The following is a 23,521-nucleotide window of genomic DNA, read 5'->3' as shown; positions in this document are numbered from 1 at the left end:
AGGCGCATATGCAAAGGCTATTACTTATTGAACATCAAGGAACAATCCGCTTAAAGGATGAGGAGCTTCTATGGCTACAAAACACATATTGCGATGAGTGATGAGCGAATTATTACAGCAGCGATTGTGACAACAGGTGAAAAAAGTGACGGAAAATACCTACAAGAGTTAATCAAGAAAAGTCAAAAAACAGGCATGGAAGTTGAGACCATCATTGGAGATACTGCTTATTCTGAAAAAGATAATATCCGATATGCAAAAGAAAATAACTTGGAGTTGATCTCAAAATTAAACCCTCAAATTACCCAAGGTGGTCGAACGAAAGAAGAAGAATTTGCGTTTAATAAGGATGCAGGGATGTATGTTTGTAAAGCTGGTCATCTGGCCATTCGAAAAGCACGGACTAATAAGAAAAATGTAGGGAAAAATCAAAGGCAAACTTATTATTTTGATATTGAAAAATGCAAGGTTTGTCCATTCCGTGAAGGTTGTTATAAAGAAGGAGCGAAAAGTAAAACGTATTCTACGACGATTAAATCAACGGAACATAAAGAACAGGAAGCATTCCAAGAGACCGAGGAATTTAAAGAAAAGGCAAAGTCTCGCTATAAAATTGAAGCGAAGAATAGTGAACTTAAACATAGACACGGGTATGAAACAGCTTCATCTGCGGGTCTATTTGGCATGGAGATTCAAGGGGCGACAGCGATATTCGCCGTGAACCTCAAGAGAATATTAAAGCTCATGAACGAAAAAGAGTAAGAAATAGATAAAGTAAAAGGCACTTTCTGTTCGAAAATCGAACAGAAAGTGCCTTCTTTTTATTTTGAAAACCAATACGATATAAAAAACGTAAGTTTTTCAGTGCCCTCACCAGCGGGGGATTTCTACTATACTAACAGCCCGAATAGTGTGCTGTCTTTATTGATTTCCTTGTATTCGAAGCCATTTTCTCGCATGCGTTGTAGTATGCCTTGATAATCATCACGATATGCGACCTCGATGCCGACGAGGGCGGGGCCACTTTCCTTGTTGTTTTTCTTCGTGTACTCGAATGTTGTAATATCATCATTTGGTCCGAGCACAGATGTGAGAAATTGGCGTAGTGCACCAGAGCGCTGTGGGAAGCTGACGATAAAATAGTAGAGCAAGCCTTCATAAATAAGTGAGCGCTCTTTAATTTCCTGCATGCGTCCGATATCGTTGTTGCCTCCGCTAATAATGATGACAACTGATTTCCCTTTGATTTCTTCAGCATAAAAATCAAGCGCTGCAACAGAAAGGGCACCAGCTGGCTCAGCAACGATTGCGTGCTTATTGTACAAATCTAAAATCGTCGTACATACTTTGCCTTCTGGTACTAGAATGATATCGTCTAAATATTTGCGGCACGTTTCATATGTTTCAGAGCCAACACATTGTACAGCTGCACCATCTACAAATTTATCGATGGAAGATAGAGAGGTTGGCGCGTCATTGGCAAATGCAGCTTTCATACTGCCAGCACCTGCTGGCTCCACACCAATGATTTTGCTAGTAGGGGAGAGGTTTTTCACATATGTTGAAACACCAGACATTAAGCCGCCACCGCCGATGCTACCGAAAATGTAATCAATCGGCTCCTCAATATCGTTCATAATTTCGACTGCCACAGTGCCTTGTCCAGCAATGACATCAAAGTCATCAAACGGATGGATGAAAATTTTCCCATGCTCTTCACAATAGGCTTGAGCACTTCTGGCAGAATCATCGAATGTATCACCTGACAGTACAATTTCGACATAGTCACGACCAAACATGCGAACCTGGCCAATTTTTTGCTTAGGTGTTGTTTTAGGCATGAAAATAGTTGCCTGAATTTGCAAATGGGCACATGCATAAGCGACACCTTGTGCATGGTTACCTGCGCTTGCGCACACAACGCCTACCTCTTTTGCTTGCTCTTCTATTTTTTTTATTTTATAGTATGCACCTCGTAATTTGAATGAGCGTACATGCTGTAAATCTTCGCGCTTTAAATAAATGTTTGCCCCATATTTCTCCGATAAATAATCATTTTTTTGCAAAGGTGTATGTGCAACAACATCCTTTAAGAAATGATGGGCAATTAAAATATTCTCAACCGCAACGGTTTTTGAGTTTGAAACTTCTTCCATATATAGCAACCTCCATTAAGATAAAACGTTTATTTATTCTAACATAATTTAATGACGAAATGTTGAAAATATTTAGTAAATTCAACTGTTTACAAAATGTTCACAATGAAAGCGGATGCATAAAAAAACCACATGAAAGCTCATGTGGTTTAAAAAATCATATGTGCAACAGCAGCAACAATTGGAATTGAAATGATTGTGCGAATTAAGAAAATGATAAACAAATCCCATAGCTTTAATGGAAGTCTCGTTCCTAAAATTAATCCACCAACCTCAGATAAATAAATGAGCTGCGTTACTGAAACAGTTGCGATGAAAAAGCGTGTCATATCTGACTCAATGCCAGCACCTAAAACAGATGGCAATAGCATATCGGCAAAGCCGACAATCATCGTTTGAGCAGCTTCACCAGCTTCAGGGATTTGCAGTAGCGCTAAAATAGGTTCAAATGGCATACCCAAAATACGGAAGAAGCTTGTAAACTCAGCTAACATCAAAGCGATTGTAGCAAATGTCATAATGATTGGCGTAATCGCAATCCACATTTCTAGCACATTTTTAGAGCCAGAGAAAACGATTTTGCCGAGGTTTTTGTTTTCTTCTGCTTTTTCCAATGCGTTTTTTAAGCCGAATGAAAAAACGTTAAAGCCTTCCGCTATTTTCTCACGCTCTGCTGTAGGAGCTTGCCCGTTATAAAAAGTATCTGACTTTTTACTTAACGGATAGATACGTGGCATGATAAGGGCTAGTATAATTGTTGCTAAAATGACCGTCCCATAAAACTGTAAGAAGTATTGCTCAATATGGATTGTTTCAACAACAACGATACAAAATGTAATGGACACAACGGAAAACGTTGTCGCAATTGTTGCAGCTTCACGTGCTGTATAATTGTTTTCTTCGTATTGACGGTTCGTTAATAAAACACCAATCGTACCATCACCAACGAAGGAAGCAAGACAGTCAATCGCAGCACGTCCTGGAATTTTAAATAATGGACGCATAATTTTGACCATCATGGAACCGAAGAAATCAAGTAAACCGAAATCTGTTAATAACGGTAGTAGCAGACCCGCAAAGAAGAAAATTGAAAACATATACGTAACAAGACCACCGGCAGGGTCAAGCAAAATCCCTGCTGTATTGTCACTGTTAATTGGCGATGGACCGAAATCTAATATATACATCGCTGCAAATACAACAGCTAATACGCGTACAATAGTCCAAAACCAGTTAACACGGAAAATGGAATCCCATAATGTGTATGAGCCCTCGCGCTTAGGAAATACTTTTGTAATTAAAGAACCTAGCGCGGCGATAATAAAGACAATCAGAGTGAACCACTGAATAAATGGTTCAACAACGCCAGCAAGGGCACTAGCTAGTAATGCAATTGGTACTTTAATACCGTTCTCTGTGCCGATTGGCAAAATGAATAAAAAGACTCCAAGGCTTGATAATGCAATAAATAAAAACCAAATATAAAATGAATACTTTTTCATAAATCTCATTAAACTCCTCATTTATTTCCTGTATAATTATAAGTTCGGTGAGCGAAAAAATCTACACTAAATTTAATTTTATGCTGAAATAATTTATAAAAATACATTTATCCGTAAAAAAGCAGTATGTAAACGAAGAAATTTACATACTGCTTTTTCACTATAATTTAATAGTGTACACGTTGGATTGGCTCGCCAAGCTCATCATCCTGTTGCACAACGTAAAATTTTTCAATACTTAGCCAGCTATCAGCAGGTGTTTCACCATCATCTACACGCTTTGCCGTTTCAGCCATCATCCAGCCTGTTTGTGATGCGTGTGCCTGTAATGCTCTCAATTTATGGTGACCAACGCTTTTAATGTCGACAACGACATGTGGTTCACCTAGTTCGGCTAAAGTGTTATTCGCAAAGGCGCAGCCAAGTAAACGTGGACGTGTATCCTTATCAATTCGGCGCACAGCTTCTTTTACAGCACGTGCTGTTGCTTCATGGTCAGGATGTACTGCGTAGTGAGGATAGAATGAATAGATTACGGATGGATTCAGCTCTTCGATTAATGCTGTGACAAGCTGTACCATCTTTTCATCATCTTCAAATTCAATTGTTTTATCGCGTAAGCCCATCATACGTAAATCGGGAATCGCCATCGCCTCACATGCAGCGATAAGCTCCTTGCGGCGAATTTCAGGCAGAGATTCGCGTGTTGCAAACGGGGGATTACCTAAATTGCGCCCCATTTCGCCAAGCGTTAAACAAGCATATGTCACAGGTACGCCCATTTGGTGATATAGTCTAGCAATCCCAGCAACAGAAAATGCCTCGTCATCAGGGTGTGGGAAAATAATTAATACATGACGCTCTGAAGGTAATGTCATTTCTTTCACTCCTTAATAAGAAAATGGTGTTTCGCTAATTTCCAAAGCAATCGCTAGCTTGCCTGTATAGTCAAGACCAGCCATTAATAAGCGACCATGTTCATCTAATTCATAGTGGGTAATGCCCTGCGCATAAACCCAGCCATGCTCCATTTTTAAGCCGATGCGATGCGGCATATCATCAATTACTTTTCCTAGCTCATAGCGAATTTTTGCATTACGAATAAAGGCCCCAGCATTGAAAACCTTCGTATCAAAATGACTTGCATAAGCGCCATTTGTCGTTTCTAAATGAATAAAAACATCTTTATTAGCAAAAGAATTAAGCAATTCCTGAAGTGTTTCGATATGTACCTCTTTCATTTATCGTAACCCCTTTCTAAACTCTCTATATGATAGTATAGTAGAAATTTTTTCAGAATGAAAAGAAGACGTCTTGAAAAATAAATGGATTCGCCAATAAAAAAGTATCAGACTTAGTTAGCCTGATACTTTTCTTTAAATTTCTGTGATTGTTACTTCTGGTGCACCGAAGCGTGATTTTGCCCCATGCATTACAGGTCCAACGTGTTCATTTAATGCCCAGCCATGTGCAATCGCAGCAGAAACAAATTCCTTCGCCTCAATGACAGACTCTTCTACGGAAAGGCCGTTTGCTAAATTGGCACAAACGCTCGCTGCGAATGTACAGCCTGCTCCGTGATTATGAGTAGATTCTACTTTTTCAGAGGCAAGCAGCTTGTATGAATTGCTATCATAGAATAAATCCACAGCTTTATCTGAAGCTAATGCCTTACCACCTTTAATCACAACATTTTTTGCACCAAGCTCATGAATTTTTGCTGCTGCTGCTTTCATTTCCTCAATCGTTTTTGGTGTACCTGTTCCAGCAAGCTGTCCTGCCTCGAAAAGGTTAGGTGTGACAACTGTTGCATATGGCAGTAAATATTCAATCATCGCTGTTGTATTGCCGGGATTTAATACTTCGTCATCGCCTTTACATACCATAACAGGGTCAATGACAACGATATCTGTGCCAGATTTTTGAATCGCATCACTTGCGATTTTAATAATTCCCTCTGTTGATAGCATACCTGTTTTAATTGCATCTACTTTTGTCGATAAAGCTGTATCAATTTGCTGTTGCAATAAGTCTGTTGGGAGCGGTGTTACTTGATGATGCCAGCCGTTCGGGTCCATTGTTACAACAACTGTTAATGCGACCATACCGTATGTGCCATGCTCCTGAAATGCTTTTAAGTCCGCTTGCATACCAGCGCCAGCAGATGTATCAGAGCCAGCAATTGTTAATGTTTTTTTTAATGTCATAATGAAAAGCTCCTTTAGAATTATTTACATACAACTATACAATTGTTGTGACTTTATAAAAATAGTCAGAAATTATTTTTTCTTTAATGTCAGAGTAGATGGTTGTTTTGACAGCGGAAAATGTTGCTGAATAAAGGTAAACTTATAGTATACTATTGAATTAAGAGGTGAGTTTAATGGGAAAACAAGCATTTAATAACGATTGGCAGCAAGTTATTGGCGAGGAGCTAAGTAAGCCGTATTTCAACGAGCTACGCTCATTTATTGCAAAAGAATATAGCATTGAGACAATTTATCCGAAGCAGGAGGATGTAATGAATGCCTTCCATGCGACGAGCTATCAAGATGTAAAAGTTGTTATTTTAGGACAAGACCCGTATCATGGGCCAAATCAGGCGCATGGCATGAGCTTTTCGGTGCAGCCTGGTATCCCACAACCACCGAGCTTGCGCAATATGCTACAGGAGCTTCGTGAGGATTTAGGTTGTCCGATTCCTAATCACGGTTATTTAATGAAATGGGCACAGCAAGGTGTGCTATTATTGAATACGGTATTAACAGTAAGAGCAGGACAAGCCCATTCCCATAAAGGTAAGGGCTGGGAGCAGTTTACAGATGCTGTCATTGAAAAGCTAGCAGCGCGCGAGGAGCCGATTATTTTTATTTTATGGGGAAGACCTGCACAATCAAAGGTACCAATTATTAAGAAAAGTGGAACAGCACATGTTATTTTACAAGCCCCACATCCAAGTCCATTAAGTGCACATCGAGGCTTTTTTGGCAGCAAACCATATTCTCAGGTCAATGCTCAGTTAGAGGCTTGGGGCAAAGAGCCAATTGATTGGTGCTTATCTTGATTCAGTAACTCCTTTCTGCGACGAGTAATCGCAGGGGGAAATGTCTTTTTGAATCGTAAGCAACGCGACAGATGCAGAAAATGCCTTGGCGGATGTGACGCTTTTAGGTTAACTTCTACTAAGAGCAAGTTAGCAAGGCGTAATTGATAAGAGGAGGAAATCATGGCAGTTAACTGTTTTAAATGTCGTTATTTTCGTGTTACGTGGGAGCCTGCAAATCCGAGAGCTTGTACGGCATATGGCTTTAAAACGAAGCAAATCCCTTCAGCTGTTGTGAGACAATCCTCTGGCATGGAATGTTTGAAATTCGTACCGAAGCAGGAGGGGAAATGATGATTTCATATGATGTATTATTGAAGCAGCTAGAGCAGCATGTACTACAAGCAAAAAATGCTGTGCATGAGCAGGAAATGCGTGAGCACTTGTCAGCGGTACGTGCGCTATGTGATGTTGTATTAACAGCACAGAGCAAGCCACAAATAGCAGCATTACCACAAGTTATGACACCGCAAACAACAGCACAGGCAACACCATTACAGGAAAATGGCGCAAATGGCGATTCGCTTTTCGATTTTTGATATACGGAGGATTTAGCAATGAAAGGTTCTATTATTTCGGGGGCAATTCACGGCTTTTTAGCTGTTGCCTTAGGCGCATTTGGTGCGCATGCTTTAAAAGGTATTTTAGATGATTATAGTACGGGCATTTGGGATACAGCAGTGCAGTATCAAATGTTTCATGCGAGCGCATTAATTTTAGTTGGTATTTTAATGAGCACGAAAATATTTGGCGAAGTAAGGCAATTAAAAATCGCTGCAATTTGCTTAAATTTAGGCATTGTCTTTTTCTCTGGTAGTTTATTTATTTTAGCAGTAACAGGCATAGGTATTTTAGGCGCAATTACACCGATTGGTGGCGTTTTATTTTTAACATCATGGGTGCTAATTATTGTAACAACTTTAAAAAAAGCATAAACAACAAGCTGTTCAAAAAACATTCATTTTTTGAACAGTTTTTGTCTTTTAATATATTAAAATTTTCGGAAAACAGTGGTATATTTAAAGTGTTAAAGGCGTAAGCCGTTTTATTTTTTAAATATAAATGGAAAAAAATTCATTTTATAATAAACATATATGGAGGAATGATTATGAGTATAGGAAAAAAATTGAATTTAGTATTTCTAGCAATTATCGTATTACTAATAGCTTCCACAACGCTTAGCTTTTTTAATTTAAGAAACATTGAGCAAAAAGTAGATGAAGCATTAGATGTGCGCGTAGCAACAGTGCGTTCCGTTGATCAAATCAAGCTGGCGGGAGCGTCGCAAGGCTTGTTTGCAAGAGCGCTTGTTATTGAATATACGCAGACCAATGACGATAATTTTGTACAATTTAATACGCTTTTAAATGAAGAAATGAAGCGATTAGATGGGCTTATTATGACGGAGCAAATGCGTGGTTATTATACGGATTTAGCGGGGGCAGTCGATATGTTCAATCAAGTAGCAGAGCAGTATTTAGATGCTATTCGAAAAGGGGATACAGACCGTGCGTTAGATTTTGTTATCAACGATTTACAGCAAGCAAACAAAGACATTACAGCGTTTTCTAGCGAAATTTTAACGTTCCAAGAGGAGCAGTTAGAAGAAGCGATGAAGGCATCGGATGCAACAATTAGCATGTCAAAAATTATCTCGATTGCAGCATTAGTCATTGTTATTATCGTTAGTGTTATGGCGATTTTTTATGCGCGACGTTCGATTACGTTACCATTAGTGCGTATTGCGAAATCGACAAATACTATTGCAACAGGTGATTTAACAGAGCCCAATTTACCAGTTGAGAGTAAGGATGAAATCGGTCAGCTCGCTATAGCCTTCAATACGATGAAAGATAACTTAAAAAGTTTGATTAGCAATGTGCAATCAAATACAGAGCAATTAAGCGCAGCGGCAGAGGAATTATCAGCAAGCACCGAGCAAGTAACGGCTACTTCAGTGGATGTAACTCGTCGAGTAGCAAACACTTCTGAAAATACACAGGAGGCAGCATTATCAGCAAATGAAAGTGCACATGCGATGGAGGAAACGGCAGTTGGGGTACAGAGGATTGCTGAGTTTTCACAAACATTGCATTCAAGCTCAGAAACTGCACGCCAGAGAGCGAATAATGGAGAGACAATTATTCAGCATGCAAGAGAGCAAATAGAAACGATTAATCATTCCACTGTTCAAGTAAATGAGCTTGTTCAAAAGCTATCACAGCAAACGGAAGAAATTAGTGAGATGACAAAGGCAATCACAGAGATTACAGAGCAAACTAATTTATTAGCATTAAATGCAGCAATTGAAGCAGCACGCGCAGGGGAGCATGGCAAAGGCTTTGCTGTCGTAGCAGATGAGGTGCGCAAGCTGGCAGAGCAATCGAAAAGCTCTGCACATAAAATTGTTTTATTAACATCAGAAATTCAAGTCGATACGGAAAGTGTAGAAAAAGCGGTTAACAGTTCTTTAATCTCAGTAAAAGATGGCGTACGGATTATGGGACAAGCTGGAGAGGCATTCCAAGCAATTGAAGGGGCTATTGAAGAGATGACGACACAAATTGAGGAAATTTCTGCAACGTCACAGCAGCTATCTGCAAGTGCCGAGCAAGTGTCAGCCTCCGTTAATGGTATTGCATCAGGCACGACTGAAACAGCTACTGATATCGAAATGATTGCTGCTGCAATGGAGGAGCAATCTGCAACGATGGAGCAGGTCAGCGAAGTTGCAGTCAGCTTAAGTGAAAATGCACAAGGTTTACAACTAGAAATACAAAAATTCCGTGTATAAAGGTAGCTATTGGAAAAAGCAAGAGTATACTTGCTTTTCCAATAGCTATTTTCTTTTACAAAAATGAAGCTTCATTTCATGGTGTTTGCGTAAAATAAGCTAATTCTTCATCAAATTCTGCATAATCAAAATAAATCATTGGGAAAAGGAAGCGGTGGTCTGTTTTCAACTCGCGTATAATGGCATGATCGCGCCCTGCTGCCTCCACAACCCCGCGAACCGCTTTTGTGTTTTGCCCATTTACAGCATTATCAAATGAAAAGTAGAACACACCTGGCTTCCCACGATTCAATCTTAAAATATTTTCAATATAAGATTCCTCTCGTCTAGGTGCTGCTGATGGCATTTGTTGCATAGGTGGTGTCCAATAATAAGTCAAAAGAACATCCTTTCATTTTAAATAGTTTGACATTCACTTTCTGTCGGTGCAAAAAAGCAATGTGATTTAAAGCGTCCCGTATTCCATTGACCATACCATTGCGCAGGGCAGTCTCCACTCGGCATGAAAAACCATAATGCACGCGATGCAGGATGGAAACGCTCCCCTCTAATGACACGTTCCGCTAAGCGAATATCCTGTGGCCTTGCTCGTTGATAAAAATAGCTTTTAGTTGTCGCCTCGAACCCCCCAGGTCGTTGAAAAACCATATCCTCTATCGTTCGCACATCAGGGAAATCAAGGCAATCTGCAAGTACTCGATTGACACCGACATTGCCAACCATCAGCATCCCTAATTCACCATCTCCTTCAGCCTCTGCGCGCATTAAGCGAGCAAGCAAAGCTGTTTGTGCCGTAGTCGTTGGAACAACAGCGATACAACAAACCCCCTTTTGAAACTAATGTATGCAGCAACTAGTGAAAAATATGTAGAATCGCCTGTATATGAAAGAGAAAAGTGTGCATGCTATTAGACGAGGTGATCGACATAGGTCAACTATTCAGCATCCTGTTCAGCGCAGTTCTCGCTTTTTTAATCGCTGCCTACTTTGAACAACCGCTCCATTGGTATTTGTTTATTTTAATTGTATGTATCGGCTTTTTTATTCAGCTAGTTATTGTGATTTTGCGCGCACCCGAATAGGAGTGTCAGGCACACACACAATTCTCACACAATTTAAACAGGAAAAAAGGCAAGCGGTCAGAGATACTTCCACCGTTTGCCTTTCCATCTTACTTATACAGTTAAAAACTTCGCTAATTTTTCATTGTCTAAAATGTTGCCGACAAAGAATGAGCCGAATTCGCCGTAACGTGCTGATACTTCGTCAAAGCGCATTTCATATACAAGCTTTTTAAATTGTAGGACATCATCTGCAAATAATGTTACGCCCCACTCATGATCATCAAAGCCGACAGAGCCTGTAATAATTTGCTTTACTTTGCCCGCATAGCCACGACCAATCATGCCGTGTGAACGCATTAAGCTTTTGCGCTCGTCCATTGATAGCATGTACCAGTTGTCATCATTTTGACGACGTTTATCCATTGGATAGAAGCACACGTATTGAGCACGTGGTAGCTCAGGGTAAAGGCGTGCACGCACATGTGGATTTTGGTAAGGGTCCTCGTTTGATTCGCCTGCTAAATAGTTTGATAATTCCACAACAGATACATATGAATAGCTAGGAATTGTAAAATCAGCAATTGCTAATTTATTAAATTCAGCCTCTAATTCCTGTAATTCGTCCATCGTTTCGCGCAATGTCATTAACATGAAGTCTGCCTTTTGCCCAACGATTGCATAAAATGCATGTGCGCCTGTTTTCGCAATATCTGCTTCATTTAATTTTTCTAGGTAAGCGACAAATTCCTCTACCGCCGCTGTGCGCTCCTCTACTGAAACAAGCTTCCAAGAAGCCCAGTCGATTGAACGGAAATCATGTAACGCATACCAACCATCTAATGTAATTGCTGCTTCGTTCATTTATGAAACACTCCTTTTAAGTGAAAATCATTCTCTATTAGTTTAGCACAACTTTCTCTATCCTACACATGCTGTCACGATTTCGTCATGACTTTTCAGCATTCGCCTATTCGTGTATGCTAGAGAATAGTTCAATTCGTAATATTGGAGAGATTAAGCATGAAATATTTTTTACAAAATAGTGAATGGCGGCTGGTAGATGAATCGAATTTGCAGACACGTTCCCCATTAGCATCATTCGCTATGGACGATACACTGTGCCATTTAGTTGGACATCGTCTGTCTACATCAACGATCCGCACATGGGTACATAAGGAATCTGTTGTGCTCGGCATCCAAGACCATCGCCTACCATTTATTGAAGATGGAATGAAGTTTCTTAATCAACAAGGCTACACACCGATTGTGCGCAATTCAGGTGGCTTAGCTGTCGTATTAGATCCTGGTGTACTTAATATATCGCTCGTTGTCAGCGAAAAGGAGCAGCCGCTATCAATTAATGCAGCATTTGAAATGATGGTGGAACTAATTAAATGGCTACTTCCCGAAATAGCAGAACGCATCGAAGCATATGAAATTGTTGGCTCCTATTGCCCAGGTTCATATGATTTAAGCATTGCTGGTAAAAAGTTTGCAGGCATTTCGCAAAGGCGCATGCAGGGTGGTGTTGCTGTGCAAATTTATTTATGTGTTGAAGGCAGTGGTAGCGAACGCGCAGAGCTAATTAAGCAGTTCTATGAAAAAAGCTTGCGAAACGAGGAAACAAAGTTTCAGTACCCACGCATTGAGCCCAGTGTTATGGCATCATTACAAGAATTAACAGGGGAAAATATAACAGTTGTTGAGCTAAATTTACGCATTCAGCAAATGCTACAAGGCTGGACGCTTTTGCCGCTGCAAGCATCTGAAAATGAATTATACATGCATTATTTACAGCGTGTTTTGCAGCGCAACCAAAGTATGCTTGCTAAGTGAGATGGAGAACGTGGAATAAATTCATGAAAATGTGGAATAAACTTTAAAAAACGTGGAATAAACCTGAAAGAGAGGAGCCATTTCGCTCCTCTCCATTACATTTGTATTTCATTGTTTTCCATAGGAGCAGAAATAAGATTTCCATTGCGTTCCATTTTAAAGACTGGAGCAATACGCTCCTCTTCCTCGTCTAATGCAACGAAGCGACGTGCACGGTTCATAATTTGCACGAATTGCTCGTAATCTTCGCGAATTGCGATATTTTCCTTGCGCAATTGCTCAAGCTCCTGCTCTAATTCGTGATTTTTTTCCGTCGCTGTATTTGCTAAGTAGCGCCATTTAGAGCTCTCAATATCGCCTGAGCTGTGCTGTAAACGCATTAAATAGGCAATCACGACATCTAAAGAAAGTGCTGATAAGGGAATAGATTTCGCCTCATGTCCTTGTGCTGTTACGACGATTTGCTGTACACGACGACGAGATGGGTTGCCCAATGCTCGTAATCTCTCTTTCCGTTCCTTTTTGGCCTCTGCTAGCTGGTCCTCGTACATTTTACGAACAACTGCATTCCAACGAAAACCACATGCAGCTGCAGTACGATTTAATGCATCACCGACTTCATCAAATGCATTTAATTGTGTGCTCCCTTCTTTTACATGTCGTAGCACCGCCTCTGCTAACAGCTCATCATTTTCTTTTAACCAAGCATCCTGTCTTACTTTCATTATTTATTTTCCTCCTAGCATGTTGATAGTTTGATTGTTCATTACTAAGCATGACCAATATTGAAATGATTTATGCAAGGTATCTATAAATTTTCAGACCTTTGCTGGAGAAAATACAATTCCACTTGAATGAAAGTGTCGTCATAAGCTAAAATAGCTAGTAGACTAAAAGCGAAAATAGAAAGGTGTTGACGATAGTGGCAAACGAATTCCGAGTTTGCGATGAATGTCAGGCCGTTAATTTAAAAACGTTAATTCCGAAATTAAAAGCAATTGATCCAGATGCAACGATTGAAATTGGCTGTCATTCATACTGCGGTCCTGGCCGTAAAAAAACATTTACCTTTGTAAATAGCAGACCAGTTGCTGCATTAACAGAGGATGAGTTAATGGAAAAAGTGCTGGCAAAATTAAAAAAATAAGCTATGAAAAGGCTGTTGGAAGAAAGCTTTCTTCCAACAGCCTTAAATATTTGCTAAAAACCTGAAGCAATCAGCTTGTTAATAAATAAGAAGAATCTTAAATAAGTAAGCTTAAAATCAACTTAACCAAATGACCTATTTCCATTACTCTAGCAGAGGACTTTCATCTCGAAAAATGCTAAAATAAATGTATAATTTTTACTGAACGAAGAAAAGGGGGAAGAGAAATGAGCTATGCAACCGCAAAATTGATAGAGGAAAAAGTATTCAAAGATCCTGTACATCGCTATGTTCATGTGCGTGACCAAGTGATTTGGGATTTAGTCGGAACAAGAGAATTTCAGCGTTTGCGACGTATTCGTCAGCTCGGTACAACTTATTTAGTATTTCATGGTGCAGAGCATAGTCGCTTTAATCATTCGCTTGGCGTCTATGAAATTGTGCGGCGTATCGTGGATGATATTTTTGCAGGAAGACCTGAATGGGATGCCTCAGAGCGCTTGCTTGTGCTGTGTGCAGCACTGCTCCATGATTTAGGGCATGGCCCATTTTCACACGCCTTTGAAAACGTTTTTGATACAGATCATGAGGAATATACACGTGCTATTTTACTTGGTGACACAGAGGTTAACGCTGTGCTGCGCCGAGTCGCAGAAGATTTTCCTGAAAAGGTTGCACAAGTAATCGGAAAAACATATCCAAATAAGCTCGTTATAAGCTTGATTTCCAGCCAAATTGACGCAGATCGCATGGATTATTTACAGCGTGATGCGTACTATACAGGTGTTAGCTACGGTCATTTTGACATGGAGCGTATATTGCGTGTTATGCGACCACGACAAGGTCAAGTAGTCATTAAAGAAAGCGGGATGCATGCGGTGGAGGACTATATTATGTCGCGCTATCAAATGTATTTGCAAATCTATTTTCACCCTGTGTCGCGCAGTGCGGAAGTTATTTTAAATCATATATTAAAGCGCGTGAAAGCGTTAAGTGAGCAAAATTATTCATTTAAGCATGCACCAAGCCATTTTAAGCCATTTTTCGAAAATAATATTACATTAGAGGATTATATCGCATTAGATGAGAGTATTATGCTGACATACATTCAATTTTGGATGCAGGAAGAAGATGCTATTTTACGTAATTTAAGCAGTCGCTTTATTAATCGCAAATTATTTGGCTATATGAATATGGATCCACAAAAAGAACCACAGCGCTTTGCACGCTTACAACAATTATTTAAGCAAATAGGCATTGATCCAGCCTACTATCTAGTCCACGATTCAACCTCAGACTTACCTTATGATTTATATCAGCCAGGTGTAGCAACAGGAAAACTACCAATTATGCTACAAATGGCAAATGGTGAAATACGGGAGCTATCGCAAGAAAGCTCACTCGTTGACGCCATTGCAGGCAGATTAAAAACCGATCATAAAGTGTACTATCCTGAGGAAATATTAATAGATGAAACTTTAGATGAAGCAGTGAAACAAGAATTATACGAGTTACTCCATAATTAAAAATGAAGGCAAAGTGAGAAGGAGCTTTGCCTTCATTTTTTGGGTGGATAAAAGAGGAGTATCCCGCAGTCATTAATTGAAGCCGTTAAAAGATAATTCAACATGAATTATCCTTTAACGGCTATTTTAGGTGTTATGGACTATTTATCTGAAAATAACAATGAGTAATGACATACTAAATATCATTGAGTGATTCTTTAGTATGTATAAATTTTATGTTTCATTTGCTAAAAGAATACAAAGTTTACACAAAAACTGTCAGCTGCGCATGACGAAAGGTTGTATAGAATCTGTTTAGTCTCCTTTAGTAAAGTAAAAGTAAAATTTCCAATTAAAGATCTAATTCCAATAAGCCCTTACATGAGTCGATGCTTTGAAGGAGGTGAGACAAATTTCTATCGGCTCGTTACAAAAAGTGAATACACACAATTGGGGTAGCGGACAACATAAATATCTTGTCTCCACATCACTTCGAAGACTGAAAGTGTGTTCAAAAATGACGACTAATTAACACTAGGCAAGAGAGCTTAGCCAACTGTTTGCAGTAACCTTCCTAACAGCAGGCTACATGTCGTCAGCAAACAACAAGGGCACTCTCTGAAACCTAAGAAAAGGAGAGAGACATGAGGAAAAAGATTAATATTGCAATGCTGACAATACTATTAGTGTTCCAAACATTCATTGGACCGTTGTCGGTGTTTGCAGAAGAAGACCTATCTTCACTACCTCCAGCAGAAGAAAATAATGCTGGTACTGAGCAAGAAGATACTACTAGTGGTGGAGATACGGGAGAGGGTATAGATAGTGAGGAAGACGATTCAGCTACAACAAGTGGAGATACGGCTGATGTACAGTTGCCTACAGTAGCACCATTAAATATTGGTCCGTTGGCAGCGCCAGCTAACATGCAGGGTGATGTGGCAATGTCTTTTACAGGCTTGAAGCTTTTCAATGCAAATGGAGCGCTTATTGATGAAAGTAATATAAGCAGCTACTCTGGTCCAAAGCCTAAAAAGGGTGATACAGTTTATTTACTTTATAAATTCCATGTAACTCCAGGGCAAGATTATGGAATAGGCTCAACATTTACATTCCAGTTGCCTGCAAATATGATTGAAGAATTTACATCAGGTTCTTTCAATGTTACAAGAGATACTCCATACGCTAATTATAGCTCGTCATATAATAGTGTGACAAAAACAGTAACGGTAACACTAAATAGCGAAATTGAAGTTGCGCAAGCGGGAGATATTAATTTTGAGTTCACAGCTAAATTTGGTAATTTTGCTAGTGAAGAAGAACTTGAACAAACACTTGTTATTCCCATTGAAGGTGGAGCAACAGTTAATTTACCATTTGAATTTGCACCAACAGGTAGCGGTAACCTACTAACAAAAAGTGCCGGAACTATCGCTCGTGCTGCAAATGGTACAGTAACAATTCCATGGACAGTGTGGATAAATACAGGTGGACAAAAGTTAAATGGTGCAAGTTTAAATGATGTACCAGATGCTAAACATGCGTTAACAGGAAATATTACTGTTGAACGCTATAAAGTAGGCTTAAATGGATTTAATCCAAATAGCCCGGGTATACCTGATGCTACAAATAATTCAGCAACTGCATTTCCTATTAATTTAACAGATGGTAATTATGCATATAAAGTGACATACAATACCATCGTAACAGCTGATCCAACAAATTCAAGCATGCAGTATACAAATGTAGCTACATTGACAGGAACAGGGATTCCAGCAAATACGACAGCAAGCGGCACTCAAACTGTGCAATATGGACCTAGCTTAGATAAAACAAGAGCAGGTGATAAATATAAATCAACGTGGACAATTAAGTACAATTGGCTGGGGCAAAAAATTCCTGCAAATCAAGCAACATTAACAGATGCATTAACAGGTCAGCATCCAACAACTGGGAAGCATAAAATTGACTACACAAGCTTTAGTGTATACCGTGTGACATTATCGAATGATGGTCAAACTGAACAATCTTCTACATTGTTAACTAAAGGTACAGATTATACGTTAACAGAAAATAATTATAATTTTGTTCTAAACTTTGATCGTCCATCCAATACTACAGGACCAAATGGTGAAGTGACATCGGCATTTAAAATTGTTTATGATACAGAGCTAGAAGGTGAATTTGTTACAGAGGCGAACCAAGGTACAGTAACAAATACTGTAACAAGAGGAGATACTGGGGCAGATACAGCTACTATTGGTCTTACACCAGGAATCTTTAACAAATCACGTAGCACAATTGACTATGTAAATAAAACAATTGAGTGGACATTAACAATTAATGCCGAAAAAGAACTGCGCAATTTTGTTATTGAGGATGAGTTCACAACAAATAACAAAGTTGGGGACACGTTAAAGCATACGTTGACACAATGGAGTGGCTCAGAATTTTATCATGTTACAGGTATAGCTCCTACCGCTTATACTATTACAGATAAAACTGGTAACGCGCCAGCAGTGGGCAACGAAGGTTTTAAAGTAGAATTCACATCAAGTATTCCAGCTGGAAGTACAGTTACTATCCGATACAAAACGAAATATGATATTAAACCAAACGGTGGTGTAGCAACTGCTTATATCAACACAGCAGATGCGACATGGGATGGTGTGACTTCAACTAGTAATCAAGCTTTAAATAGAACAGACAACTATACACCTAATCAAGATTCGCCAACAAATAATAATGGCTATAAACGAGTAAGTGTAGATAATAACACACAAGAATTCTCTTGGGGCATCGGTGTTAATATCAATAAGCAAGATATTGAAGGGGCTACATTAGCAGATACGCTTGGTGCAGGTCACTATATTCCAGTTCCGGATGGTCAGCTATTAAAAGACCAAATTAAGATTTTTAAACTGAATTTAACAACAGAAGAAGGAACAAAAGATGGCGAGTTAGATGCTGCTAGATGGTCAGTTACAGAAACGGTGACAGACGGTAAAGTAACCGGCTTCGTTATTACATTTGCAAGTTTAGATAACGATGAAAATAATGAAGCATATTTAATCGAATACACAACTAAAGATGCTGATGATATTTATGGTCAAAGCAGTGGTGATGCGCGTCAATACACAAACGAGGCTGTGCTAGATACACCACATAATGGCGACTACACATATAATGCGACAGCAACAATTAGTAATCGTGCAAATGAGTTAATTACAAAATCAGCAAATGCAGTTCCAGCACAAGATGTTATCAACTGGACAGTAACGGTGAATGCTTCTAACTCGCAGTTAGGAAATATAACATTAACAGATAAACCTTCAGCTAATCAGAAGATATTAACAAATTCATTTAGAAAGCAAGAAATTAAACTAAATGAAGCAGGTGTTTCGCAGAATGTAGGTAGTGCTATTGTAATTGATGAAAATGATGTTGTTTTAAATCCAGATGGTAGCTTTAGCCTTGATTTAGGTGAATTAAATGGTAAAGGCTATATTGTTACGTATTCTACATTCTTTATGGGGGATGGTAACGCTGGGGAAACAGTATCAAACGAAGCGTCTATTGGCTATGCAGGAGCTTCAGCAGCAGGTACAACTGATTCAAATGATGAATCAGCATTCTTCCAATATAGTTCGTCAGATTCGGATGCTTCACCTTTAAAAGGTACATTGCAGCTGAAAAAGTTCAAAGTGAATCCTTTAACAGGTGTCCGTGAGGAATTTGAAGGAGTTACGTTTGAATTATGGAATAAGAACAATACAGTTAAGCTTGATGAAGGTGTAACAGATGTTGATGGACTTTTAGTCTTTGAAGATGTGCGCTATGGTAAATACACATTAAGAGAAGCACAGCCAAGTGGTTATGATGTAGTTGTACCATTTGTTGTCACGTTGAACGCCGATTTGGATGTTTCAAGAGATGGTAAAGCGTATGTTGTTGAAAATATTGAAAGTGTTACTGATCCAAACGCATGTCCAAAATTCGCAATTACAGTGAACGATGCAAATGGTAATCCGATTGGCTCAGGTAAAGACATCACATTATTCAATAGCAATGGTGATGAGGTAGCTCAAGGATCAACAGATTCAAATGGGCAATTTACAGTAAAACGCCCAGGTACGGGTGGTTCAGAAACAGCTGTAAAGGCGGGATTATACACTGTTGAAGTAAAAGATGGTGTAGATACAATTGTTTTAGAAAATGCTGAAATTACTGTGAAGTACGGTGCTGATTGTGAGGTTGAAGTACAGCAAGTAAATGCTTGTCCGTCAGTAACAATCACAATCAACGATGACAATAATAACCCACGTCCAAACGTAACGGTTATTTTAAAAGATTCAAATAATGCTACAATTGCTACGGAGACAACTGGTAATGATGGTAAATTTACATTGCCATCTACAACGCCAGCCGGTACTTATAAAGTGTACGAAGGTAATCAATATTTAGGTACAGTGGAAATTGATTATACATCTTCTACACCATGTGAGGCTGAATTGGCAGTAGCAAGAGCATGTGAAACATTTACATTAACAATCAATGATAGAGATGGTAAACCACGTGAAAATGTAGATATAGAGATTGTTGACAAACAAGATTCTAATACACGATTCACTGGTACAACAAATGCAGATGGAGAGGTAGTATTTGATAACCTTCCAGCTACAGGTCTTCCACCAGCTGATTATGTAGTTTATGAAGATGGAGTTACTGCCCCTCTTGATGAATTCACAGTTGATACAGATTGTGAGTATACAGTTCAACCAATACCAGCATGTCCAGCATTCACATTGACTATTGAAAACGAAGATGGTCCTTTAAAAGCTGGTACTAAGGTAGTAATTGAAAACAAAGATACACATGTACAATTTGAAGCGACTGTTGAAGCAGATGGTAGAATTACATTTGCAACAAATCAAAATGGTGAAAGATATACAATTGCACCAGGTGACTATACGGTCGTATCCTATGAGATTGAACCTGGAAAATCGGTATCATTTGGTGAGGATTTCGAAGTCACTTATACTACAGCAGATTGTAAAGATGAAGTGACAAAACCTCGTGGGTGTACAGAGTTTGAAATCACAGTAATCGGCCCAGACGGTACAACACCAAAAGTAAATACAAAAGTAATTGTAGAAGATGCAAATGGTGTTGAGACAGAATATACAACAGATGGGGATGGCAAAATTACATTACCATCAACTCAACAACCAGGAAAAGTAGTTGTCTATGAAGTAAATCCAAATGGCTCAAAAGGCGAGAGAATTGACGAAGTTAAGGTAACTTATACAGATAACTGTAAAGGCACTGCAATTAAAAACTCTTGTCCACAATTCACATTAACAGTAAATAATAAAGATAACCAACCTGTTGGTGCTAATGTGAAAATTGTAATTAAAGACAAAGCAGGTGTAACTGTAGTAACAGGTACAACTGATGCAAATGGTCAAATTACAGTTGAAGACAAAGCAAAATTAGAACAAGGTAAAGAATATGCTGTTTATAATGAGGCTAGTGTATTGCTAGGAAATATTACAGTAAGCTACACAGACGAAGTATGTGGAGCAGCAGTAAAAGTCCCAGAAAACGCATGCCCATTATTCACACTAACAATTCAAGATGTGAACGGTAACCCTCGTAAAGAGGTAGCGTTCGTTATTAAAGATAAAGCAGGCAATACAATTGCAACAGGTACAACTGATGCAGAAGGTAAAGCAACTGTTCCTTATACTGTAGAACCAGGTAACTATGTAGTAGTTGTAGGTACAGAGTCACCACTTGCGATTACAGTACAAGATTGTGCAGCATTAGCTAAGCCAGTACCAGCACCACCAGGTGGTGGAGGCGGAGGTGGCGGTGGTACACCACCAACACCAGAAGTACCAGTAACGCCACCAACACCAGAAAAACCAACAGTGCCAGAGGAGCCAACAACTCCACTGACACCAGAGGAACCGACAGTACCGGAGGAGCCAACAACTCCACCAACAACACCGGAGAAACCGACAACACCTCCAGCAGTTGAGGAAGTAATTAAGAAAATACCTGAAATCCCAGGTATTGTACCGGTACCACCAACGCCAGGATCAGAGGATCCAGTACGTTATGAAGTGCCAAACATTCCGCAAATTGTTGAGGAGCTATCGAAAAATCCAGCGAAGCTTCAACAAACAATTCAAGAACTAGAAGCGTTCGTTAAGCAATATGAAGCACTATCTCCAGAGGAGCAGGCATATGTTGATGAGCTTGTAAATATGGACTTAGTGAGAAGTCTTCTACATGAATTGCAACAAGCAGCAAATGTGCTTGGGGCAGCGAATAATAACCAAAACAAATTACCGCAAACAAATGATGCAGACCAAACAGCTGCTATCTTTGCAGGTATTGTGCTAGTAGCATTAGGCTTTGTGTTATTACGTCGTCGCTTCACAACAACTGAAAAGTAAGCACAAAAAGCCCTTCAAGCATTTGCTTGAAGGGTTTTTAATTTGCTTGCTGTAATGCCTTTGGCGGTGATTCGATGTCATACTGTTGGACAAAGCTTGCTTGCACGAGAAGTCGTCGCAAACCTTCGTCAGCGCATGTAATTAACGTTAATAGGGTTTCGTTTGGCACATCTTCGATAACATGAACTGCCGTTGCCTCAACGACCTCAATTTTTGTAATATGATATTCGTAAATGGCGTTAGCATCTGTTAAATAAATGGCATCGCCAATTTCACTGTGATATAAAGGACCAAATAAAATATCGCGATTTTCAAAATAGTGTGCGGCAAGTGCATAGTTACCTTGCCCCATCACTTGCTCAGGCTTCATTGTGCCTGCACCGACTGCCAATGCATTTTTGCCAACGCCCTTTAAAATGGGCAGTTGCATGTCAACGCTTGGAATGCCAATACTTCCGATTACTGGCAAGTCTTTGCGGTTTGCTTGTGCCTGCAATACCTCCCATATCGATAGTGATTGTACCTCTTCAAAATCGAAGTCTGCTTCTTCTAATGCATCGTTAAATTCGAGTATTGCTGGTGAGGTAGTCACAAGCTCCTCGCTTAAATGTTGCACGAGCAATGCTTGGATGGGCTTAATGAAAATAAGTGTTAGCCCTATAGCAAACAGGGCGATAATAGCAATTAAATTTAAAGTAGCCCGCAGTTTTTTCATTAAAAACACCGACCTTATAGAAAAAGGTGCGTCTCAGCAGCGCACCCTCGTTTTTATTTATCCATTTGCAGTACGCCTGCAGTAGCATAATGATTTTTAGACATTTCTTCAATAATAATTGAAATATTTTCTTTTGGTGCATTGACTGTTTTAGAAACTGCCTCTGTTACTTCTTGTACAAGTGCACGTTTTTGTTCATCTGTACGACCTTCAATCATTTTAATTGTGATGATTGGCATAATATTGTCCTCCTCTATGTAGTTTAGTGTATATTATTAATAATAGCACAATTGGAGGTATAGAAGATGTTTAATGAAGAAAAACCAAAGCAAAAAATGGGCTTTACAATTATAAAAAATGACCCAACAGATGGACATAAAGGATTCGGTATCGGCTCTTTGACATTGGAAAATGTGTCTCCTGTTATTATAGATGTGGAAGAGCAAACAGCCATTGTCGATATTGGTGCAATGCATGCAAAAAGCGCTGTGGAGCGTGGCATTAAGTTTACAATCAATCGGGAGGACTCAGCAGGTGGGAAAAACTACTGGCTTGTATGGGTAACAATTGATCATAAAGAGGATGGACCATATTATGCAGGTGTGACAGCATGTGAAATGGTCGTGAACCGTGAAAAGCGTCGCGGCTATAAAATTTTAGCTGACCATGTTAACAAAATGGATAAATCCATGAAGCGTCAAATTATTGTAGACCATATGGATGATGTATCGAAAAAGGTGCTAGCAGACTTTCTACAGCAGCATAACAGCGAGCTATGGCAGCGTAGTGAGGAAAAGCTACGAAATGATTTGGCTTAAAAAGCGCCAACTTGTGGAGATTCGCAGATATATGAGAGGAAAGCGCAGATAACCGTGAAGAATTCGCAGATATATTATGGATAAGCGCAGATATAATAAAGAAAAGCGCCAATACATTTATGAACTCTAAAGAGATTGTAAAATATGCGTCAATCTTTTTTGACCTCATTGTTGAAAAATAGATGAACAAAATGTGACAATTTCCTTCATTCGACATAAGGTAGTTGAAAGTGCACATGAAAAAAAGTACACTTGTATATAAGGCTTGCAGTTAGTGAGCTAGGACAATGAATGGTAAATAGGCAAGCTATGAGAGCTATGCGGCATTTGAACCAACCCAAGCCGAATGCCCCATGATTCTCATGCTTTCATTTACCATGAAAGAAAGCTCTTTCTTCCCACGGAAACCGTTATTCC

Annotated in this window: 21 protein-coding genes and 1 pseudogene; 11 read left to right on the top strand and 11 right to left on the bottom strand. The window is 39.3% G+C overall.

All coding sequences use genetic code 11. The features are described 5' to 3' along the window. Positions 1-63: 63 nt before the first annotated feature. Positions 64-762 (top strand): annotated as a pseudogene (locus tag M3Z76_RS04870) (transposase); the annotation flags it as partial. 128 nt (positions 763-890) lie between these two features. Here the strand turns inward: M3Z76_RS04870 and ilvA are convergent. From ilvA to thiD, 5 genes are all read right to left on the bottom strand, one after another. Then, complete coding sequence (gene ilvA / locus M3Z76_RS04865; protein WP_293921391.1) at positions 891-2,156, bottom strand: threonine ammonia-lyase IlvA; 1,266 nt, start codon at positions 2,154-2,156, stop codon at positions 891-893. A 149-nt stretch (positions 2,157-2,305) separates the two neighbouring features. Beyond that, positions 2,306-3,658, bottom strand: coding sequence for a YjiH family protein (locus M3Z76_RS04860; RefSeq protein ID WP_293921392.1), 1,353 nt, complete (start codon positions 3,656-3,658; stop codon positions 2,306-2,308). A gap of 167 nt (positions 3,659-3,825) precedes the next feature. Next, positions 3,826-4,536: a bacillithiol biosynthesis deacetylase BshB2 gene (gene bshB2 / locus M3Z76_RS04855; RefSeq protein WP_293921394.1), complete on the bottom strand. Its 711-nt coding sequence runs from the start codon at positions 4,534-4,536 to the stop codon at positions 3,826-3,828. 12 nt (positions 4,537-4,548) lie between these two features. After that, complete coding sequence (locus tag M3Z76_RS04850; RefSeq protein WP_293921395.1) at positions 4,549-4,899, bottom strand: YojF family protein; 351 nt, start codon at positions 4,897-4,899, stop codon at positions 4,549-4,551. Positions 4,900-5,034: 135 nt separating this feature from the next. After that, positions 5,035-5,865 (bottom strand): bifunctional hydroxymethylpyrimidine kinase/phosphomethylpyrimidine kinase, encoded by an 831-nt coding sequence (gene thiD, locus M3Z76_RS04845; RefSeq protein ID WP_293921396.1) that lies wholly within the window; start codon positions 5,863-5,865, stop codon positions 5,035-5,037. A gap of 176 nt (positions 5,866-6,041) precedes the next feature. Between thiD and M3Z76_RS04840 the strand changes: the two genes are divergently transcribed. From M3Z76_RS04840 to M3Z76_RS04820, 5 genes are all read left to right on the top strand, one after another. Beyond that, positions 6,042-6,722, top strand: coding sequence for a uracil-DNA glycosylase (locus tag M3Z76_RS04840; RefSeq protein WP_293921397.1), 681 nt, complete (start codon positions 6,042-6,044; stop codon positions 6,720-6,722). 162 nt (positions 6,723-6,884) lie between these two features. Further along, a complete protein-coding gene (locus tag M3Z76_RS04835) occupies positions 6,885-7,055 on the top strand; it encodes a uracil-DNA glycosylase (RefSeq protein WP_293921398.1) in 171 nt (56 codons plus the stop codon). Further along, the gene (locus tag M3Z76_RS04830; protein ID WP_293921399.1) at positions 7,052-7,300 is read left to right on the top strand and encodes a YwdI family protein; all 249 of its coding nucleotides are present in this window, start codon (positions 7,052-7,054) and stop codon (positions 7,298-7,300) included. Before M3Z76_RS04835 ends, M3Z76_RS04830 begins: the two co-directional genes overlap by 4 nt. An 18-nt stretch (positions 7,301-7,318) precedes the next feature. Continuing rightward, a complete protein-coding gene (locus tag M3Z76_RS04825; RefSeq protein WP_293921400.1) occupies positions 7,319-7,696 on the top strand; it encodes a DUF423 domain-containing protein in 378 nt (125 codons plus the stop codon). 173 nt (positions 7,697-7,869) lie between these two features. Continuing rightward, positions 7,870-9,555 carry a methyl-accepting chemotaxis protein gene (locus M3Z76_RS04820; protein ID WP_293921402.1) on the top strand — a complete coding sequence of 562 codons (1,686 nt, stop codon included), beginning with the start codon at positions 7,870-7,872 and terminating at the stop codon, positions 9,553-9,555. A gap of 76 nt (positions 9,556-9,631) precedes the next feature. Here M3Z76_RS04820 and gerQ read toward each other — a convergent pair whose 3' ends face one another. From gerQ to hemQ, 3 genes are all read right to left on the bottom strand, one after another. Continuing rightward, positions 9,632-9,910, bottom strand: a complete 279-nt coding sequence (gene gerQ / locus M3Z76_RS04815) for a spore coat protein GerQ (protein ID WP_319838334.1) — start codon at positions 9,908-9,910, stop codon at positions 9,632-9,634. A 41-nt stretch (positions 9,911-9,951) separates the two neighbouring features. Next, complete coding sequence (locus M3Z76_RS04810) at positions 9,952-10,371, bottom strand: cell wall hydrolase (RefSeq protein ID WP_293921617.1); 420 nt, start codon at positions 10,369-10,371, stop codon at positions 9,952-9,954. A 359-nt stretch (positions 10,372-10,730) separates the two neighbouring features. After that, the gene (gene hemQ / locus M3Z76_RS04805; protein ID WP_293921405.1) at positions 10,731-11,480 is read right to left on the bottom strand and encodes a hydrogen peroxide-dependent heme synthase; all 750 of its coding nucleotides are present in this window, start codon (positions 11,478-11,480) and stop codon (positions 10,731-10,733) included. Between the two features lie 159 nt (positions 11,481-11,639). On the opposite strand from hemQ, the gene M3Z76_RS04800 reads away from it, so the two are divergent. After that, positions 11,640-12,455: a lipoate--protein ligase family protein gene (locus M3Z76_RS04800; protein WP_293921407.1), complete on the top strand. Its 816-nt coding sequence runs from the start codon at positions 11,640-11,642 to the stop codon at positions 12,453-12,455. A gap of 95 nt (positions 12,456-12,550) precedes the next feature. Here M3Z76_RS04800 and M3Z76_RS04795 read toward each other — a convergent pair whose 3' ends face one another. Continuing rightward, complete coding sequence (locus tag M3Z76_RS04795) at positions 12,551-13,180, bottom strand: RsfA family transcriptional regulator (RefSeq protein ID WP_483310142.1); 630 nt, start codon at positions 13,178-13,180, stop codon at positions 12,551-12,553. Positions 13,181-13,377: 197 nt separating this feature from the next. On the opposite strand from M3Z76_RS04795, the gene M3Z76_RS04790 reads away from it, so the two are divergent. The 3 genes from M3Z76_RS04790 to M3Z76_RS04780 all read left to right on the top strand — a co-directional run bounded on the left by M3Z76_RS04790 (position 13,378) and on the right by M3Z76_RS04780 (position 21,571). After that, a complete protein-coding gene (locus M3Z76_RS04790; protein ID WP_293921409.1) occupies positions 13,378-13,602 on the top strand; it encodes a YuzB family protein in 225 nt (74 codons plus the stop codon). Between the two features lie 227 nt (positions 13,603-13,829). Next, positions 13,830-15,128, top strand: coding sequence for an HD domain-containing protein (locus M3Z76_RS04785; RefSeq protein WP_293921410.1), 1,299 nt, complete (start codon positions 13,830-13,832; stop codon positions 15,126-15,128). A 623-nt stretch (positions 15,129-15,751) separates the two neighbouring features. After that, positions 15,752-21,571: a collagen binding domain-containing protein gene (locus M3Z76_RS04780; protein ID WP_293921413.1), complete on the top strand. Its 5,820-nt coding sequence runs from the start codon at positions 15,752-15,754 to the stop codon at positions 21,569-21,571. A gap of 37 nt (positions 21,572-21,608) precedes the next feature. On the opposite strand, the gene M3Z76_RS04775 is transcribed toward M3Z76_RS04780, so the two are convergent. Together M3Z76_RS04775 and M3Z76_RS04770 are read right to left on the bottom strand one after the other, a co-directional pair. Further along, the gene (locus M3Z76_RS04775; RefSeq protein ID WP_293921415.1) at positions 21,609-22,286 is read right to left on the bottom strand and encodes a class A sortase; all 678 of its coding nucleotides are present in this window, start codon (positions 22,284-22,286) and stop codon (positions 21,609-21,611) included. 53 nt (positions 22,287-22,339) lie between these two features. Further along, the gene (locus M3Z76_RS04770) at positions 22,340-22,528 is read right to left on the bottom strand and encodes a 2-hydroxymuconate tautomerase (protein ID WP_293921622.1); all 189 of its coding nucleotides are present in this window, start codon (positions 22,526-22,528) and stop codon (positions 22,340-22,342) included. A gap of 63 nt (positions 22,529-22,591) precedes the next feature. On the opposite strand from M3Z76_RS04770, the gene M3Z76_RS04765 reads away from it, so the two are divergent. After that, on the top strand, positions 22,592-23,104 hold the full coding sequence (locus M3Z76_RS04765; protein ID WP_293921416.1) for a YwhD family protein: 513 nt from the start codon (positions 22,592-22,594) through the stop codon (positions 23,102-23,104). The last annotated feature ends 417 nt before the right edge of the window (positions 23,105-23,521 follow it).

Source organism: Metasolibacillus sp., assembly GCF_025291715.1.
GTDB lineage: Bacteria > Bacillota > Bacilli > Bacillales_A > Planococcaceae > Metasolibacillus > Metasolibacillus louembei.
The sequence above is the reverse complement of the archived record's forward strand: the minus strand, read 5'-3'. Positions and strand labels throughout refer to the sequence as shown.

What these genes read in the sequence shown, in the direction of transcription:
- M3Z76_RS04780 (WP_293921413.1), top strand. Translation starts at nt 15,752, where the DNA reads ATGAGGAAAAAGATTAATATTGCAATGCTGACAATACTATTAGTGTTC.
- M3Z76_RS04830 (WP_293921399.1), top strand. Translation starts at nt 7,052, where the DNA reads ATGATGATTTCATATGATGTATTATTGAAGCAGCTAGAGCAGCATGTA.
- M3Z76_RS04785 (WP_293921410.1), top strand. Translation starts at nt 13,830, where the DNA reads ATGAGCTATGCAACCGCAAAATTGATAGAGGAAAAAGTATTCAAAGAT.
- M3Z76_RS04820 (WP_293921402.1), top strand. Translation starts at nt 7,870, where the DNA reads ATGAGTATAGGAAAAAAATTGAATTTAGTATTTCTAGCAATTATCGTA.
- M3Z76_RS04775 (WP_293921415.1), bottom strand. Translation starts at nt 22,286, where the DNA reads ATGAAAAAACTGCGGGCTACTTTAAATTTAATTGCTATTATCGCCCTG.
- M3Z76_RS04860 (WP_293921392.1), bottom strand. Translation starts at nt 3,658, where the DNA reads ATGAAAAAGTATTCATTTTATATTTGGTTTTTATTTATTGCATTATCA.
- thiD (WP_293921396.1), bottom strand. Translation starts at nt 5,865, where the DNA reads ATGACATTAAAAAAAACATTAACAATTGCTGGCTCTGATACATCTGCT.
- M3Z76_RS04840 (WP_293921397.1), top strand. Translation starts at nt 6,042, where the DNA reads ATGGGAAAACAAGCATTTAATAACGATTGGCAGCAAGTTATTGGCGAG.
- M3Z76_RS04800 (WP_293921407.1), top strand. Translation starts at nt 11,640, where the DNA reads ATGAAATATTTTTTACAAAATAGTGAATGGCGGCTGGTAGATGAATCG.
- M3Z76_RS04835 (WP_293921398.1), top strand. Translation starts at nt 6,885, where the DNA reads ATGGCAGTTAACTGTTTTAAATGTCGTTATTTTCGTGTTACGTGGGAG.
- M3Z76_RS04850 (WP_293921395.1), bottom strand. Translation starts at nt 4,899, where the DNA reads ATGAAAGAGGTACATATCGAAACACTTCAGGAATTGCTTAATTCTTTT.
- M3Z76_RS04825 (WP_293921400.1), top strand. Translation starts at nt 7,319, where the DNA reads ATGAAAGGTTCTATTATTTCGGGGGCAATTCACGGCTTTTTAGCTGTT.
- gerQ (WP_319838334.1), bottom strand. Translation starts at nt 9,910, where the DNA reads ATGCAACAAATGCCATCAGCAGCACCTAGACGAGAGGAATCTTATATT.
- M3Z76_RS04795 (WP_483310142.1), bottom strand. Translation starts at nt 13,180, where the DNA reads ATGAAAGTAAGACAGGATGCTTGGTTAAAAGAAAATGATGAGCTGTTA.
- ilvA (WP_293921391.1), bottom strand. Translation starts at nt 2,156, where the DNA reads ATGGAAGAAGTTTCAAACTCAAAAACCGTTGCGGTTGAGAATATTTTA.
- M3Z76_RS04765 (WP_293921416.1), top strand. Translation starts at nt 22,592, where the DNA reads ATGTTTAATGAAGAAAAACCAAAGCAAAAAATGGGCTTTACAATTATA.
- bshB2 (WP_293921394.1), bottom strand. Translation starts at nt 4,536, where the DNA reads ATGACATTACCTTCAGAGCGTCATGTATTAATTATTTTCCCACACCCT.
- hemQ (WP_293921405.1), bottom strand. Translation starts at nt 11,480, where the DNA reads ATGAACGAAGCAGCAATTACATTAGATGGTTGGTATGCGTTACATGAT.